This window comes from Mesorhizobium sp. NZP2234 (assembly GCF_013170765.1).
Taxonomy (GTDB): Bacteria; Pseudomonadota; Alphaproteobacteria; order Rhizobiales; family Rhizobiaceae; genus Mesorhizobium; species Mesorhizobium loti_D.
On the sequence record NZ_CP033364.1, the window covers coordinates 4,956,647 to 4,971,635 of the forward strand.

Sequence of the window (14,989 nt, forward strand, 5' to 3'; positions counted from 1 at the left end):
CTATCCTATGTCCGAAGGCGGTACCTTCTCGCCCTCGAGCTTGGCGCGCTTGGAGTAGGCGCGCACGGAGAAGGGCAGGAAGGTCAGATAGCCCGCGACCGACGCCGTCAGCGTGTACCAGGGATAGGTCATCAGCAGGAGGACGTAGAGCACGACGGCCAGGATGACCGGCAGCACCCTGTCGCCCGGGATCTTGATGCTCTTGCCGGAATAGACCGGCAGCCGGCTGACCAACAGGAAGGCGACCAGGATGGTGAAGCCGGTGGCGACGAAGGCGGCCGGACGGCTGGGCTCCACCCCGAGCCGAAGAAAATAGAGATAGAGCGGCAGCATCACCAGCACCGCGCCCGCCGGTGCCGGCACACCGACAAAATATTCGGACTGCCACAAGGGGCGTTCTGCCTTGTCATCGTCGAGCACGTTGAAGCGGGCGAGCCTCAGCCCACAGGCAATGGCGAACAGGAGAGCAGCGATCCAGCCCGGCGAGCCGGCGCGGTCGAGCAGGAAGGCGTAGAGCACCAAGGCCGGGGCAACACCGAAATTGACGATGTCGGCCAGCGAATCCATCTGTGCGCCGAATTTGGAGGTCGCCTTGAGCATGCGCGCCAGGCGGCCATCGATGCCGTCGAGAAAGGCCGCCAGAAGCACCATCACCACCGCCGGTTCGAAGCGGCCCTCAAAGCCGAAGCGGATGCCGGACAGGCCGGCGCAGATGGCAAGCACGGTGACGAGGTTGGGCAGCACCATTCGCATCGGGATCTCGCGGATGCGCGGACCGCCGCTGGCATGTGCCTCGAACTTTTTGAACGGCGCGCCCAAGGCTCAGGAAATCCGTACAAGGGGAGTGCCGACGACACCGCCGAATTCGGCAAGCACTGTTTCACCGCCGACCGCCGTCTGGCCAACGGCAACACGAGGCGTCGCGGTCAAGGGCAGGAAGACGTCGACGCGCGAACCGAAGCGGATCAGGCCGAACCGCTCGCCGGTGCCGATCGAGCCGCCGGCCTCGGCCCAGCAGACGATGCGGCGCGCCACCAGGCCGGCGATCTGGACGGCGGCCACCGTGCCGTTGGGGCTCTCGATGACCAGGCCGTTGCGCTCGTTCTCGGTGCTGGCCTTGTCGAGCTCGGCGTTGAGGAATTTTCCGGGCCGATGCTCGATCTTGGCGATGCGGCCGCGCACGGGCGAACGGTTCACATGGCAGGAAAAGACGTTCATGAACACCGAGATGCGGGTCATTTCGACATTGCCGAGGCCGAGCTCACGCGGCGGCAGGGCCGGACCAACCGCCGAGATGATGCCATCGGCCGGGCTCACCACCAAACGGTCGTCAACCGGGGTGACGCGCTCGGGATCGCGGAAGAAATAGACGCACCAGGCGGTCAGGATCAGGCCGATCCAGAACAGGATCGAGGAGAAATAGCCAAGGAAGAGCGTCGCCGCGCCAAAAGCCGCAATGAAGGGATAGCCCTCGCGATGGATCGGTACGAACGCGTTCTTGACCGTGTCGACAAGGCTCATGGGATGGGGGCGGTCCCTGTTTCAGGTTTGGCCTCAATAGCCGAAACACCCCCTGCCCGCAACGCGACAATCCGCGGCGCGGCTTTTCATGAGATAGGCTCCCGCCCGGGCGGAGTCTTCACCGCTGGCACGGACGGCGGTTGGAGCCGCCCTCACGCAGCGCAATGGCCGTGCCTATGGAGCATTTGTCCTGCGCGAAAAGCAGTGCCCCACTGTCGGCCAAACGCCCTCTCGCCCGTCCTTGGTGAGAAGCGCCTCATCGCACCCGCGAGGGTCGATGACGCGTGCAACGGAGACTCTCGATCATGCGGATATCATCCGGCACCAAAGCTCGTCTCATCACGGAAGGCCTCGCCTTCGGCGAGTCGCCGCGTTGGCATGAGGGGCGGCTGTGGGTCTGCAACTGGGGCACCGGCGAGATCATGGCGGTTGATGCCGATAGTAACCGCGAGATCATGCTCACGGTGCCCGCCGTCCTGCCCTACTCCATCGACTGGTTACCGGATGGACGCCTGCTCGTTGTCTCAGGCCGCGAAGGTTTGCTGTTGCGGCAGGAGGCCGATGGCAGGCTCGTCACCCATGCCGATCTGCGCGGCTTGTCGAAAAATCCGTGGAACGAGATTGTCGTCGATGGGCGCGGCAATGCCTATGTCAACGGCGGCGGGCCAGCGCCGGCGCCCCGTGAGCATTTCGGCCCGGGCACCATCGCGCTGATCACGCCGGACGGCGCGACCCGGCAAGTCGCAGACAATATCGCCTTTGCCAACGGCATGGCGGTGACACCGGACAACAGGACACTGATCCTTGCCGAATCCCATGGCAACCGGCTGACCGCTTTCGACATCGCCGCCGACGGCATCCTGTCCAACCGGCGCGTCTGGGCCGATCTCGACGGCTATCCGGACGGCATCTGCCTCGATGCCGAAGGCGCTGTCTGGTACGCGGATGTTCCCAACAAACACTGCGTGCGGGTGCGCGAGGGCGGCGAGGTGTTGCAGACCGTCACCACCGATCGCGGCTGTTTTGCCTGCATGCTGGGCGGTGCGGATAGGCAAACGCTGTTCATCGTCGCCGCGCAATGGCGCGGCTTCGAGCACATGGTCAGCGACGCCCGCACCGGCCAGGTGCTCGGCGTCGAGGCGCCGGCACCCGGTGTCGGCTGGCCAGGTTAAAGCACGTCGCGTCGACGCGCCTTAACCTTCTTTGTTTGCGTATGTCGTTGCCCGAAAACCGCTACACACTTTTGGGGGACATGCGTTAAGCCTCTGGAATCCGCTGATAGTTGGCGATGTCGGCGCGCACCCCAAGTCTGGCGATCGTTTCCTGCGGATTGAACGCGACGCGCTCATGCGCGGCCTTGACGATCGGCACGACCTTGTCGACAGCCGCCTGGCTTTCCCATTCGACGATCGTCACCAAGTTGAATTCGCCCGGCCCCGAAAATTGCTCGAGCAGAAAATCCTGCACGAAGCCCTGCTGCTGGCGCAACAATTCGTGCGTCGTCCTGACCTTGACGAGGATCTCCTCACGGGCCGCGGCTGGCACGACGAACTTGTCCACCCTGAACACGCTGCCGCCGTTAACAGTCTGATTTATGTCGTTCATTTCGATTGTTCCGTTCCTGGATGATGGTGTTTGCGGGCTCCAGGATCAGCGTACGATCTCAACTTAAGTTGAGGTCAAGCACAAAATCAATTTACCTCCGACGTGCGCCGGCGAACGATGACTCCAAGCTCGTCGCCCTCGCGGGCGAGGCGCAGGCGCTCCTCGGCCTCCGTCGCCTCGCGTTGGCGGTCCCACATCGAGGCGTAGAGGCCGTGCTTGCGCATCAGTTCGACATGGGTGCCGCGCTCGGCGATCTGGCCGTCCTTGAGCACGATGATCTCGTCGGCGGAAATCACCGTCGACAGACGGTGGGCAATGACAATGGTGGTGCGGCCCTTGCTGACGAGGTCGAGCGCGGCCTGGATTTCCTGTTCAGTGTGGCTGTCCAGTGCCGAGGTCGCTTCGTCGAGCATCAGGATCGGCGGCGCCTTCAGGATGGTGCGGGCGATCGCGACGCGCTGTTTCTCGCCGCCTGATAGTTTCAGCCCGCGCTCGCCGACCATCGACTTGTAGCCTTCGGGCAGCTTTTCGATGAACGGTCCGATCTGGGCGAGTTCAGCCGCCTTGCGCACCTCCTCCTCGCTCGCGCCGACGCGGCCGTAGCGGATGTTGTAGGCGATGGTGTCGTTGAACAGCACCGTGTCCTGCGGCACCATGCCGAGCACCGCGCGCAGGCTATCCTGGGTAACGTCCCTGACGTCCTGGCCGTCGATCAGCACCTGGCCGCCCTGCACGTCATAGAAGCGGAACAGCAGGCGCGAAATGGTCGACTTTCCAGCGCCCGACGGCCCGACAATGGCGACAGTCTTGCCGGCCGGCACCTCGAAGGAGACGCCTTTCAGGATCTTGCGGTTGGGATCGTAGGAAAAATGCACGTCGCGGAACTCGACCTTGCCGGCGCCGACGGCGAGCGGCTTGGCGTCGGGCTTGTCGACGATCTCCTGCGGGACGTCGAGCAGATCGAACATGTGCTCGATATCGGTCAGACCTTGCCGGATTTCGCGGTAGATGAAGCCGATGAAATTGAGCGGCACGGAAAGCTGCACCAGCATGGCGTTGATGAAGACGAAATCGCCGACGGTCTGCGTGTGGGCCTGCACCTCCAGTGCCGACATGCACATGACGACCACCGTGCCAATGCCGAAGATGACACCCTGGCCGAAATTCAGCCAGCCGAGCGAGGTCCAGGTCTTGGTGGCGGCGACCTCGTAGCGGGCCATCGAGCGGTCGAAGCGCTCGGCTTCCATGCGCTCATTGGTGAAGTATTTGACCGTCTCGAAATTGAGCAACGAGTCGATCGCCTTGGTGTTGGCGTCGGTGTCACTGTCGTTCATGTCGCGGCGGATCGAGATGCGCCAGTCGCTGGCCTTGACCGTGAACCAGACGTAGAGCCAGACGGTGACTGCCACCACAGCCACGTATTTCCAGCCATAGGTGAAACCGAATATGCCGGCGGTCAGCGCGAATTCAAGGATGGTCGGCGCGGTGTTGAGCATGATGAAGCGCACGATCGTTTCGATGCCCTTGGTGCCGCGTTCGATGATGCGCGACAGGCCTCCAGTGCGGCGCTCCAGGTGGAAGCGCAGGGACAGCTGGTGCATGTGGACGAAGGTGCGGAAAGCAAGCTGGCGCACCGCGTGCTGGCCGACCCGTGCAAACAGCGCATCACGCAGCTGGTTGAAGCCGAGTTGGACGAGCCGCAGGACATTATAGGCAATGACCAGCATCACCGGGGCAAGCAGGAAGGACGGCAATGGCGGCGGCGTTCTGGACCCACCAGCCAGCGCATCGGTCGCCCATTTGAAGAAATAGGGACCGGCGACCAGTGTCACCTTGGCAACGACCAGCAGCAGCGTCGCCCAGGTGACGCGCGCCCTGAGATCGGCGCGGTCGGCCGGCCACATATAGGGCCAGAGATTGCGCAATGTCGTCAGGGTGGAAGTTTCGGCGGAGACGGTTTTTTCGGCCACTTTTCTTGCCTTTTGGGTGGGAGGGTCAGCGGCCGGAGCAGCAGGAATTGACGAGTGCGCTCAGCGATGCCGATGTTTCGGCGAGGGCCGCGCGATCGACGGCATAGCGGGAACGCTGGCGGTCGGGCTCGAAGCGGACAAGGCCGGCCTCGACCAGTATCTTCAGATGCTGCGAGACCGTCGACTGCGCCAGATCGAAACGATCGACGACCTCGCGGCAGCAGCACGAATTGCTGGCCGAGAGGTGCTTCAGTATCTCGATACGCGCGGGATGCGACAGCGCCGCGAATCGCGCCGCGACAGCGCGACTGTCGCGGATGCGGTCGGGTGGCACGCTGCCGGCGCGGTCTGGTTCAAGGGTGGATTCTGTCATCGTTCATCGGCGATAGACGATGGACGTCACCGCCGCAAGCTGCTCTTCCGGGCAGATCGTATCGCGCTAATGCCCCGAGATGGATTTCTCGATCCCTGGAATGGCGGCAATCTGTTCAGCCAGGAACTCGACCAGCAAGCGGACCCTTGCGACGCCCGCGCGCTCCGGGACAATCAACATGTTCAATGGGACGGACGGCAGCGAATAATCCGTCAGGATCGTCTCGAGGAGGCCCGCCGCCAGAAGATCGTCCACAAGCCATCGATGCGCCGGCGCGATGCCTCGACCAGCGACCATGGCCTGCCGCGCGGCAAGCCCGTGATCGATCCGCAGTCGCCCCGCAAAAGGCACGGTGTGGCGTTCGCCGCCCGCGCCCTGCAACGCAAGCGTTTCGCTGCCGGCCACGTTCGACATCCGGATGCCCTCATGCCGAGACAGATCCGAAGGAACGGCCGGTCGTCCCCGCGCCGCCAGGTAATCCGGAGATGCCACGAGCAGACGCCGCGACTGGCCGAGGGCCCGCAGCTTCAAAGAACTGTCCGTGAGCGGCCCCAGCCGAAGCGCGATGTCGACGCCCTCGCGGACGAGATCCACTCGCTCGTCCGTGAGGCTGAGATCAACTCCGATGTCGGGATGACGGTCCTGAAAAGCGAAGATCAGCCGGCTGACGTGCAGGACACCGAAAGCCGCCGTACAGCTTATCCGGATCGTGCCGGCGGGCGCGCCACGCGTGCCTCGGGCCTCATCGCTGGCCTGTTCGACAAGACGCAGGATCTGAACGCTGTTGGCATAATAGCGGCTGCCTTCGGCGGTCATCGTGACACGCCGGGTCGTCCTACTGAGCAAAGGCACGCCGACAGCTTCCTCGAGCTCCCGCACATGCCGCGTGATGGTTGACTGGCCGACACCAAATTCGCGCGCGACCGCCGACAGGCTGCCACGCTCGGCCACGCGAATGAAGGTGCGCATGCGCTCGAATGTAATGTCCGACCTATCCATTATTCGGCATAATTTTATGCATTACCTGCATATAGTGGATTGAACGGCCATTGGCTACCTTCCCGTCAGTTTCCTCAATATTGGATCTGACCCATGAAAGTGCTGCTTGTCTTCGCTCATCCTGAATCCCGCTCGCTGAGCGGCGCCCTTCGCGACGTCGCCGTCAAGGAACTCGAGGCTCAAGGGCATGAGGTGCGCGTGTCGGACCTGTACGCCGATGGCTGGAAGTCCGAAGTCGACCGCGCCGACTTCCCATCACTGGAACCCGATGCGCGGCTCATCCCGGTCGCGGCTTCCAAGAAGGGTTTCGAGGCCAACACGCTGACCGCGGATGTAAAGGCCGAGATCGAGAAGCTCCTGTGGGCCGACACCTTGATCCTGCAGTTCCCGCTTTGGTGGTTCGCCATGCCGGCGATCCTCAAGGGCTGGGTCGACCGTGTGTTCGCCTACGGATTCGCCTATGGCGTCGGTGAGCATAGCGATCGGCGCTGGGGAGATCGCTATGGCGAGGGTACCCTTGTCGGAAAACGCGCGATGCTGATCGTGACCGCCGGAGGCTGGGAGGAGCACTATACGCCGCGCGGGATCAACGGCCCCATCGATGACCTGCTGTTCCCGATCAATCACGGGATCCTTTACTACCCTGGATACGACGTTCTTCCGCCATTCGTGGTCTACAAGGTCGATCGTCTCGAAGAGGCGGGCTTCGAACCCGTGGCCGAACGCCTGCGTGACAGGATGCGGACACTGGCGACGATACCGCCCATCCCTTACCGTCGGCAAAATGGCGGAGATTATCTCATCCCGAGCATGAATCTCCGCCCTGATCTGGGCGATCCGGGAGCAACCGGTTTTGCGCTTCACTCCAACCGCGTGGGCAATGCCAGTTGATCGATGTGGGCTTCTACTGCGTCTTTGGCGGAGCCGTGGTCGCTTGCTCGCCCATCGCCTTGAGGTCGGCGGCTTCGCCTTCCTTGGACTTTCCCGGGACCTTGAACACCTGTCCGGGCCAGATGCGGTCAGGATTCCTGATCTGGTCCTGGTTGGCGAGGTAGATGGTGGAATAGCGCACGCCGTGGCCATAGACGCGTCGTGAAATCCGCCACAGCGTATCGTGGCGGCGGATGACGACGGCGCCGTCGGCATGTTCGAGCTTGGGCGATACGACCTCCGGCACGTCGCTTGGCGGCGTGGCTTCCGCCACGACGGCCGGAGCCTCGGTGGCGGGCGCAACTGGAGCCGGAGCGGCAGGAGTTTCCGCGGCGGCCGGCGCGGCCGGCTTGCTCTCGGCTGGCTTGGTTCCGGCGGGCGCCACGGCGGCGACCGTTTCGCCCGGCTCGCGCTCGAACGGCACGGCGGCGCGAGCCACAACCTTCACGCCATCGGCATCGAGGCCGTCGACATGAATGGTGTAGCTGCCGACTGGAATGTCGCGCGTTGCCTCGACGAGGAAATGACCATCCGGCGATGTCTGCGCGTCACCGAGCAGGATGTCGTTGGCATAGGCGCGCACCTTGCGGCCCGGATCGGCGAGGCCGGCGACAAAGATCTTGTTGCCGTCTATCTCCACCGCCTCGACGACGATCTTGGGTTCGCCCACCGCCGCGGCGGGCGGTGTTGCCTCCGCGACGGCTGGTGCGGGTGCGGCTGGTGGCGGAGCAGCGGGAGCGGCTGCCTGATCTCCAGCAGGCGCGGCTGGTTTGGTCTCGGGTGCCGGAACTGTCAGCAGTTCGGCCGGCTTGCCCGGCTCCTCGACCATGGCCAGCACCTGACCGGCCGCGTTGGCCGGAACAGAGACCACGGCGGTCTGCGCCGAGGCAGTCACAACCGTGCCGACCGTCGAATGCAGTGCAATCGTATAGTCGCCGGGCTTCAGCGGATCGTCGAGCACGATGACAAAGGCGCCATCCGGACCCGCCAAGGTCGAGCCAATCACGCTCGTGCCGTTCAGGATCTCGACCTTTGAATTTGGTGCCGCATTGCCGGCAACGACGATCGAACCATCGCTCTCGACGCGCACGACATCGAAAGTCGGCGTGATCGGGCCGGCCGCTGCCGGCGTAACGGGCGCCGCCGCATTGGCAGCGGGCGCGGCTGGGGGCGTGGCCTCCGTTGCAGGCGCGGCTGGAGCCGCTGTCTGTGGCGCCGCGGCGGGAGCGGCCGGCACCGCCGGCGCGGGCAGTCGTCCTTCCGTGCCGGGATCAGCCGGTTTCGGCGCCTCGGGAGGCGTGAGGGCCGCGACCTGCGCCGGGGCGGCTGGATGAAGATACGGGTCGAGTGCGCCCGATACATAGGCGGTTCCCGCGGCCGCGACGGTCCCACCCGCCGCGAACAGGAACGCCTTCAATGGATTAATTGCCATATTTCCCTACCCCTTAGCCACCTAATGCCGGTCTAGCGTGTTTTCCCAATGTCGACAAGAAAAACGGGCCGGCAAGAAAAAGCCCGGGCTTGTCAACCCTTGGGGCTTGACCGCGCTTTCAGACCCAATCACCAATCATCCGTATGAATACGATTCGATCCGTCTGCGTCTATTGCGGCTCGTCTCCGGGCCGCGATGAAGTCTATGCGAAGGCCGGACACCTGCTTGGGCGTTCAATTGCCAGAGCGGGCCTGCGGCTGATCTATGGCGGCGGCACCAAAGGCATTATGGGCGCCGTCGCCGACGGCGCGCTCAAGGCCGGCGGCAAGGTCACGGGCATTATTCCCCGCTTCCTGATCAACAGGGAAGCGACCGAAACCGCACTTGACCGGCTCGACGAATTGCTGATCACCGACAACATGCACGAGCGCAAACACAAGATGTTCGAGAAATCCGACGCCTTTGTGGCGCTGCCTGGCGGCATCGGCACAGTCGAGGAGATCGTCGAGATCATGACCTGGGCGCAACTCGGCCATCACCGCAAGCCGATCGTCTTCGGCAATGTCAACGGATTCTGGGACCCGATGACGGCGTTGCTTGATCACATGGCGGCGGAAGGCTTTATTCACACCGCACAACGGGTCAAGCCGCTGGTCGTCGACGATCCCGAGGCCATCGTCGCAGCCATCATGGTGGCAGGCTCCTCCGTCGACGCCCCGACCGAGGGCGTGCAGTCGGTGATAGACAAGATGTAAGGGAATTGGGCAGTAGGGAAGACGGCACCTACCGCCCTACCGCCCTACTGCCCGCCGCAAATCTCCAATCACCGCACGCTCATCCTGCCGCCGCCAGGCGAGATGGATGGCCACGCTGCGCTTGAACCAGGGAAGGTCGCGGAAAACGATCCCCGGCGGCGCGACGCTTCGCAGGCTCTCCTGCACCGTCGCCAGGCCCAGTCCGGCGCTGACGAGGCCGAGCGAGGTCAAGGGATCGGCCGTCTCGTAAGCGATGTCGGGCACGAAGCCAGCTTCGATGCAGGCGGCCAGGAACTGGCCGCGGTTGGTATCGGCGGGCTGGCGCACCACGGTGATCCAGGTGTGTCCATCGAGATGATGCGGGCGGATGTCGGCCACAGCCGTGAGCGCATCGCCCTCGGGTATCGCCAGCACCAACGGCTCGCGGCGGACCAGCATCGCGGCAATTTCGGGATAGTCGGCCGACGGCGGGGAATAAACCAGGCCGAGATCGAGCGTGCGCTGGCGCAGCCCCTCCAACTGCGCGGCAGAGCGCAGGCTCATCAAACTGAGATGTAATTGCGGCCGCTCTCGTCGAAATTGCCTGAGCATGCCGGCGACCAGCCCGGCATGCACCGCGCCCTCGACATAGCCGATGGCAAGGCGGCCGGTCGCGCCGGTCGCGAGGTCACGGCCGAACATCTCCAGCCTCTTCGCGCCGGCGAGAAGCGCCTTGGCCTCGGCGAGAAAGGCGCGACCTTCAGCATTGAGATGGATCCGCTGCTTTGCCCTTTCGAACAGAGCAAAGCCCAGTTGCTCCTCGAGCTGCATGATCTGCCGGCTGAGTGGCGATTGCGAGATATGCAGCAGTTCGGCGGCGCGGCCGACATTGCCGGTCTCGGCAACGGTGACGAAATACCGGATCTGGCGCAGGTCGAACACTTTTTCTCCAAAATACCTAGTCTCATCAGGTCTCAACTTTAGCCTAATCAGTCTTGGACAGTCTGACCAGCCAGAGGCGATGGTCGGCCATCCCACCAAAGGAGACCGAAATGCAGTTCTTTACCCTTCTCACCCGTAACACCGCAAAGTTCAGCGACGCCGACTTTGCGCCGCTTCTGCCGAGCGAGGCCAAGCAAAGGCGCACGCTCTACGCCGAAGGCGCGGTGCGCCAGGTCTGGAACCGGGGCGACATTCCCGGCAGCGGCATGATGTTCGAGGCATCCGACGATGCCGAAGTGCGCGGCCATCTCGCTACCTTGCCGCTGATTAAGGCCGGCATGATGGAGATCGCCGCGATCGTGCCGCTCAATCCCTATCCGGGATTTGGGCCGAAGCGGTGAATCGCATCGGACGGCGCTCTCCGACAGCCACCGGTCGAGCGGCAATTTAGCGTTCCGGGACGCTCCGGCGATTTCCATTTGCGGCGAGTCTCCTGATTGGTTATCGGGAAGATGGGCAAAGGGGAGTTGACGGTGGCGCACAGAAGAGGCGGCGATGCGGAGCGCGCTCCACGCGCTTCCGTCGTCATGACCGTCTATACGGACCAGCGCTTTCTCGATGCCGCGGTCAACAGCATCCTGACCCAGGAATTCGACGATCTCGAACTCATTATCGTCGATGACGGGACCGGCCAGGACGCGGTCTTCCAGGAGCTGGCACGTCGCGATCCGCGCATCCGGCTGGTCATCAATCCAACCAATCTCGGTACCGCCGCCGCCGCCAACCGCGGCATCGAGGCCGCCCGAGGCGAAATCATCCTCCGCCTCGACGCGGATGATGTCGCCGAGCCGACGCATGTCGGACGACTGGTCGCGGCGCTGGACGAGGACAGCGAGCTTGGCCTCGTTGGACACGCGGTGACGCTGATCGACGAAGCTGACCGCGTCGTGGGTGCGCAACGCATGCCCGAGACGGATCTGGAGATTCGCTGGACGATCCTGTTCCACAATCCCTTCTACCATTCGACGATCGCCTACCGCCGGGGTTGCTTCGAGGCCGCCGGACGCTACAGGATCGATGAACTGGTTTCGCAGGACCATTATCTGTGGTTCGACATGCTGCCTTTGTGCCGGGCGCGAAATCTTGCCGAACCGCTGACGCGCTACCGGCTGAACGCACTCGGGCTGACCGCGACAAATGCAGCGAATGCCCGCAATCGCACGCATCCGATCCGCCAGGCATCATGGACTCGCCTTGGCTTGACCTATGACCTCTATGACGACGCTTTCGCCCAGGATCTCACCCGGTTCATCCGCGGGCAAGTGATCGCCGTCGACCGACGCGCCGCCGCCTACAGCAAGTTGCTTGGCGTACTCAAGGCCTTCCTTGCAGCGTCGCGGCCTTTCAGGCGCACGGAGGATGCGGTTGCTGCAAGGCAGCTGACCCATGGCATCATCGCGCGCATGCTCGCCAACCCGCCGCCGGGCCTCACGGGGAAGCTGCGCGTCTGCCATCTGTGCTGGCCGCTCGACTGGCGCGCCGCAACGGGTGCGGCGACAAAACGGCTGGCGATCAGGCTCAAGGCGTGGCTGCCCAAAACAGGCGGATGACTGGACCGCTTCTGGAAACCGAAAGTGCCATCTCCGCCGTAAAGAGTGAAAATTATGGACCCTGACTATTCTGCGTGGTTTGCCGGCAAGAGCCTTTCGACCGACTGGACTTCGGGCTTCTTTCCCCTATGGGCCACACTGCTCCGGTCGCGCCGCGACGAGCCCCTCGATGTCTTGGAGATCGGCTCCTGGGAGGGCCGTTCCGCGCTCTTCTTTCTCAACTATTTCGGCAAGTGCCGGCTCACATGCATCGATACATTCGGTGGCAGTCCTGAACACACCCAGCGGCGGAAGTGGAGCGACCAGCTTGCGCATGTCGAGCAACGCTTCGACAAGAATCTCGCCGCGTTCGACGAACGGGTCGAGAAGATCAAAAGCCCCTCGTCCCAGGCATTGGCCCGCCTGATCACCGACGAGCGGCGTTTCGACCTCGTCTATGTTGATGGCAGCCATCACAGTGCCGACGTCCAGTCGGATGCGGTGCTATGCTGGCCGATGGTAGAGGATGGCGGGATCGTCATTTTCGACGATTACGAATGGACGTTCTTTGCCAACGAGGTCGAGCGTCCAAAACTCGGGATCGACAATTTCCTGTCGGTGCATGCCGGCCAATACCGCGAGTTGTACCGGGGAGAACAAATCATCATCCAGAAGATCGGCGTCGGCGGGAATGAGCGCCCGGCAGTTTCCACTCGGCCATCTCCTTTGCCGTGCGAAGAACCCGTCGACAGACCCCAAGCCGAAAACGACGTCGAGTTCGTGCTGATTGCCGAAGCTGGCATTCTCGAGGCCCAGGCCCTGCTGCTATGCGAAAGCATAAGGTGTTTCGCCGGCTCTTATTCGCAATCCCCGATAACGGTGGTTTCACCCAGAAGCAGCCGCCGTCCCTCGCCGTCGACGATAGATCGGCTCCAGCAACTGGGCGTGGACTATCTGCCCATCGAGATCGACAGCTGCTGTCCGCAATACGGCCCCTCATACCGGATACATTCCCTCGCTTACGCCGAAAGACGGGCCGGACCGCCGGTCATCATCCAGCTTGACAGCGATGCGATATTCATCGCGGAGCCCGACTTCTCGTTGGGCACGTGCTCCGCCGCCGCCCGCCCGGTGGACAGCAAGGGGATGTGCACCACAGGCCCTAGTGACCCGTTCCACCCCTACTGGAGACAGCTATGCGCCCTTGCCGGTGTCGACTACGAACACCTGCCCATCGTGCGCACGAGCGTGAACGGCCTGGCTGTTCGCGCCAGCTACAATGGCGGGCTCATCGCCGCAAAAAGGGCGAGTGGCCTCTTTCAGCGCACCGAGGACATTTTCAGAAGGTTGGTGGACGCCAATATGAAACCATGGGCCGGCGCCGAGCCAGTCTACAACACCGGGACCGGCATTTTGCAGGGAGATGCCACGGCCTTCTGGGGCACAAGCCAGGCCGCCTTCTCACTGGCAGCCGTTGCCGGAAACCATTCCGTGCGGCTTTTACCGGCGACCCATAATTTTCCGCTTCACGACTTCAATCCCGCCACGGCGCCAGACCCGGCCCGGCTGGTTCATATTCACTATCATGGATTGTTCAACGAGGGTTCCGCTGCAGCGAACCCTATCCTGGACGGAACGCTGGCGTTGCCTGCGGGAATACGCGAATGGCTTGAAGCCCGGTTACCCTTGCGGGAAGCCCCGCGTCCGGCCGCGTCGATACCGGGCCGCGCGCGCCACTCCCGGAGAAAAGCGATCCTCGTGCTTGGAATGCACCGCAGCGGAACCTCGATGCTTGCCGGCACCATCGCCGCGTTGGGATCAGCCCCTCCCAAAAAGCCATTGCGCGCGGACGGCAACAATCCCAGGGGGTACTGGGAAAGCGCCCCGCTCAATTCCGCTAATAATGAGCTGCTAGCGGCGGCGGCGTCCTCGTGGCATGACTGGCGGCCGCTTGATCCGCAATGGCTGCAATCGCCTGCGGCGGAGCGTCACCGCCACAAGATCAAGGCGATCCTTGCAAGCGAGTTTGGCGATCAACCGCTGTTTTTCATCAAGGATCCCAGGATCTGCCGGTTCGTTCCGTTCATGTCATCGATCCTTGCCGAGATGGAGATCGACCCGGTGGCCCTGCTTCCGCTCCGCAACCCTCTCGAGGTCGCTTGCTCGCTGGAGCGGCGGGATGGGTTGCCCCTGGCAAAATCCCTTTTGCTCTGGCTCAGGCACGTGCTCGATGCGGAATTTCATTCGCGACACATGCCACGTTGTTTCATTCGCCACGAACGCTTCCTGATCGACTGGCGACATCATGTCGACGTTGCGGCGGAGATGACCGCCATCACCTGGCCAATACCTTCCGACCAGGCGGAGATGGAGATAGGGCGTTTCCTGACAGCGGACCTGCATCATGAACGGGCAACAATCGTGGAATTGCGGAGCCATCGGGATGTGACACCGCTGGTCCGCGCCGCCTACGACATTCTATGTACCATGGCAGACGAAGGCGACAGCCAGGAATTGCGCGACGAGCTGGACCTGATGCGAGCGAAATTCGATGACGCATGCGATGTCGTGGGCGCCGCCGTGGCCGCGGAGGCAGACCATCTACGCGGCGAACGCGACGCAATCAGCCGCGCCTATCAAGAGCTCGGCCTCGAACGGAACGCATTGGCGCACGATCGAAACCGTTTCGTTTCCAAGCGCGCCGTACTTTTGGCATCGTCGAGTTGGCGACGATTGACGACCCCGTTGCGATGGATGCGCAGTCCATCCAAGCGTCAAAAATGACTGCAAGTGATGCATTGAGGCCTCTCCCTGCTCGACACACTGTGATCTGCTGTCAAGAAAGCGTCACACGGAACCAGGTTCGCGCATGCTAGAAATCGCGGTGAGGTGCC

The 14,989-nt window shown here is 63.1% G+C and carries 14 protein-coding genes; 6 read left to right on the forward strand and 8 right to left on the reverse strand.

Features of this window, described 5'->3' with window-relative positions:
* A complete protein-coding gene (locus tag EB230_RS24590; protein WP_172374110.1) occupies positions 1 to 819 on the reverse strand; it encodes a phosphatidylcholine/phosphatidylserine synthase in 819 nt (272 codons plus the stop codon).
* Between the two features lie 3 nt (positions 820 to 822).
* Complete coding sequence (locus tag EB230_RS24595; protein ID WP_056563311.1) at positions 823 to 1,521, reverse strand: phosphatidylserine decarboxylase; 699 nt, start codon at positions 1,519 to 1,521, stop codon at positions 823 to 825.
* Positions 1,522 to 1,826: 305 nt separating this feature from the next.
* Between EB230_RS24595 and EB230_RS24600 the strand changes: the two genes are divergently transcribed.
* Positions 1,827 to 2,693 (forward strand): SMP-30/gluconolactonase/LRE family protein, encoded by an 867-nt coding sequence (locus tag EB230_RS24600; RefSeq protein WP_065004969.1) that lies wholly within the window; start codon positions 1,827 to 1,829, stop codon positions 2,691 to 2,693.
* An 85-nt stretch (positions 2,694 to 2,778) separates the two neighbouring features.
* Here EB230_RS24600 and EB230_RS24605 read toward each other — a convergent pair whose 3' ends face one another.
* The 4 genes from EB230_RS24605 to EB230_RS24620 form a co-directional block, all read right to left on the reverse strand.
* Positions 2,779 to 3,126: a hypothetical protein gene (locus tag EB230_RS24605; protein WP_056563316.1), complete on the reverse strand. Its 348-nt coding sequence runs from the start codon at positions 3,124 to 3,126 to the stop codon at positions 2,779 to 2,781.
* An 86-nt stretch (positions 3,127 to 3,212) separates the two neighbouring features.
* On the reverse strand, positions 3,213 to 5,096 hold the full coding sequence (locus EB230_RS24610) for an ABC transporter ATP-binding protein/permease (RefSeq protein ID WP_172374111.1): 1,884 nt from the start codon (positions 5,094 to 5,096) through the stop codon (positions 3,213 to 3,215).
* A 25-nt stretch (positions 5,097 to 5,121) separates the two neighbouring features.
* The gene (locus EB230_RS24615) at positions 5,122 to 5,469 is read right to left on the reverse strand and encodes a metalloregulator ArsR/SmtB family transcription factor (protein ID WP_172374112.1); all 348 of its coding nucleotides are present in this window, start codon (positions 5,467 to 5,469) and stop codon (positions 5,122 to 5,124) included.
* 66 nt (positions 5,470 to 5,535) lie between these two features.
* Complete coding sequence (locus EB230_RS24620; protein WP_172374113.1) at positions 5,536 to 6,468, reverse strand: LysR family transcriptional regulator; 933 nt, start codon at positions 6,466 to 6,468, stop codon at positions 5,536 to 5,538.
* Between the two features lie 93 nt (positions 6,469 to 6,561).
* On the opposite strand from EB230_RS24620, the gene EB230_RS24625 reads away from it, so the two are divergent.
* Positions 6,562 to 7,359, forward strand: a complete 798-nt coding sequence (locus EB230_RS24625; RefSeq protein WP_056563328.1) for an NAD(P)H-dependent oxidoreductase — start codon at positions 6,562 to 6,564, stop codon at positions 7,357 to 7,359.
* 13 nt (positions 7,360 to 7,372) lie between these two features.
* Here EB230_RS24625 and EB230_RS24630 read toward each other — a convergent pair whose 3' ends face one another.
* Positions 7,373 to 8,830 carry a LysM peptidoglycan-binding domain-containing protein gene (locus EB230_RS24630; protein ID WP_172374114.1) on the reverse strand — a complete coding sequence of 486 codons (1,458 nt, stop codon included), beginning with the start codon at positions 8,828 to 8,830 and terminating at the stop codon, positions 7,373 to 7,375.
* 143 nt (positions 8,831 to 8,973) lie between these two features.
* Here EB230_RS24630 and EB230_RS24635 point away from each other — a divergent pair, with 143 nt between their 5' ends.
* Positions 8,974 to 9,585 carry a TIGR00730 family Rossman fold protein gene (locus EB230_RS24635; protein ID WP_056563334.1) on the forward strand — a complete coding sequence of 204 codons (612 nt, stop codon included), beginning with the start codon at positions 8,974 to 8,976 and terminating at the stop codon, positions 9,583 to 9,585.
* A 36-nt stretch (positions 9,586 to 9,621) separates the two neighbouring features.
* On the opposite strand, the gene EB230_RS24640 is transcribed toward EB230_RS24635, so the two are convergent.
* A complete protein-coding gene (locus EB230_RS24640) occupies positions 9,622 to 10,506 on the reverse strand; it encodes a LysR substrate-binding domain-containing protein (RefSeq protein WP_056563336.1) in 885 nt (294 codons plus the stop codon).
* A 110-nt stretch (positions 10,507 to 10,616) separates the two neighbouring features.
* Here EB230_RS24640 and EB230_RS24645 point away from each other — a divergent pair, with 110 nt between their 5' ends.
* From EB230_RS24645 to EB230_RS24655, 3 genes are all read left to right on the forward strand, one after another.
* Entirely contained in the window at positions 10,617 to 10,907 is a 291-nt protein-coding gene (locus tag EB230_RS24645; protein ID WP_172374115.1) for a muconolactone Delta-isomerase family protein, read from the forward strand.
* Positions 10,908 to 11,039: 132 nt separating this feature from the next.
* The gene (locus EB230_RS24650; protein WP_172374116.1) at positions 11,040 to 12,116 is read left to right on the forward strand and encodes a glycosyltransferase; all 1,077 of its coding nucleotides are present in this window, start codon (positions 11,040 to 11,042) and stop codon (positions 12,114 to 12,116) included.
* Between the two features lie 54 nt (positions 12,117 to 12,170).
* Complete coding sequence (locus tag EB230_RS24655; RefSeq protein ID WP_172374117.1) at positions 12,171 to 14,879, forward strand: class I SAM-dependent methyltransferase; 2,709 nt, start codon at positions 12,171 to 12,173, stop codon at positions 14,877 to 14,879.
* Positions 14,880 to 14,989 lie beyond the last annotated feature (110 nt).

Bases quoted from the DNA above. Each gene is read 5' to 3' on its own strand.
- EB230_RS24625 (WP_056563328.1), top strand. From the start codon at position 6,562: ATGAAAGTGCTGCTTGTCTTCGCTCATCCTGAATCCCGCTCGCTGAGC.
- EB230_RS24655 (WP_172374117.1), top strand. From the start codon at position 12,171: ATGGACCCTGACTATTCTGCGTGGTTTGCCGGCAAGAGCCTTTCGACC.
- EB230_RS24595 (WP_056563311.1), bottom strand. From the start codon at position 1,521: ATGAGCCTTGTCGACACGGTCAAGAACGCGTTCGTACCGATCCATCGC.
- EB230_RS24605 (WP_056563316.1), bottom strand. From the start codon at position 3,126: ATGAACGACATAAATCAGACTGTTAACGGCGGCAGCGTGTTCAGGGTG.
- EB230_RS24615 (WP_172374112.1), bottom strand. From the start codon at position 5,469: ATGACAGAATCCACCCTTGAACCAGACCGCGCCGGCAGCGTGCCACCC.
- EB230_RS24645 (WP_172374115.1), top strand. From the start codon at position 10,617: ATGCAGTTCTTTACCCTTCTCACCCGTAACACCGCAAAGTTCAGCGAC.
- EB230_RS24620 (WP_172374113.1), bottom strand. From the start codon at position 6,468: ATGGATAGGTCGGACATTACATTCGAGCGCATGCGCACCTTCATTCGC.
- EB230_RS24630 (WP_172374114.1), bottom strand. From the start codon at position 8,830: ATGGCAATTAATCCATTGAAGGCGTTCCTGTTCGCGGCGGGTGGGACC.
- EB230_RS24600 (WP_065004969.1), top strand. From the start codon at position 1,827: ATGCGGATATCATCCGGCACCAAAGCTCGTCTCATCACGGAAGGCCTC.
- EB230_RS24635 (WP_056563334.1), top strand. From the start codon at position 8,974: ATGAATACGATTCGATCCGTCTGCGTCTATTGCGGCTCGTCTCCGGGC.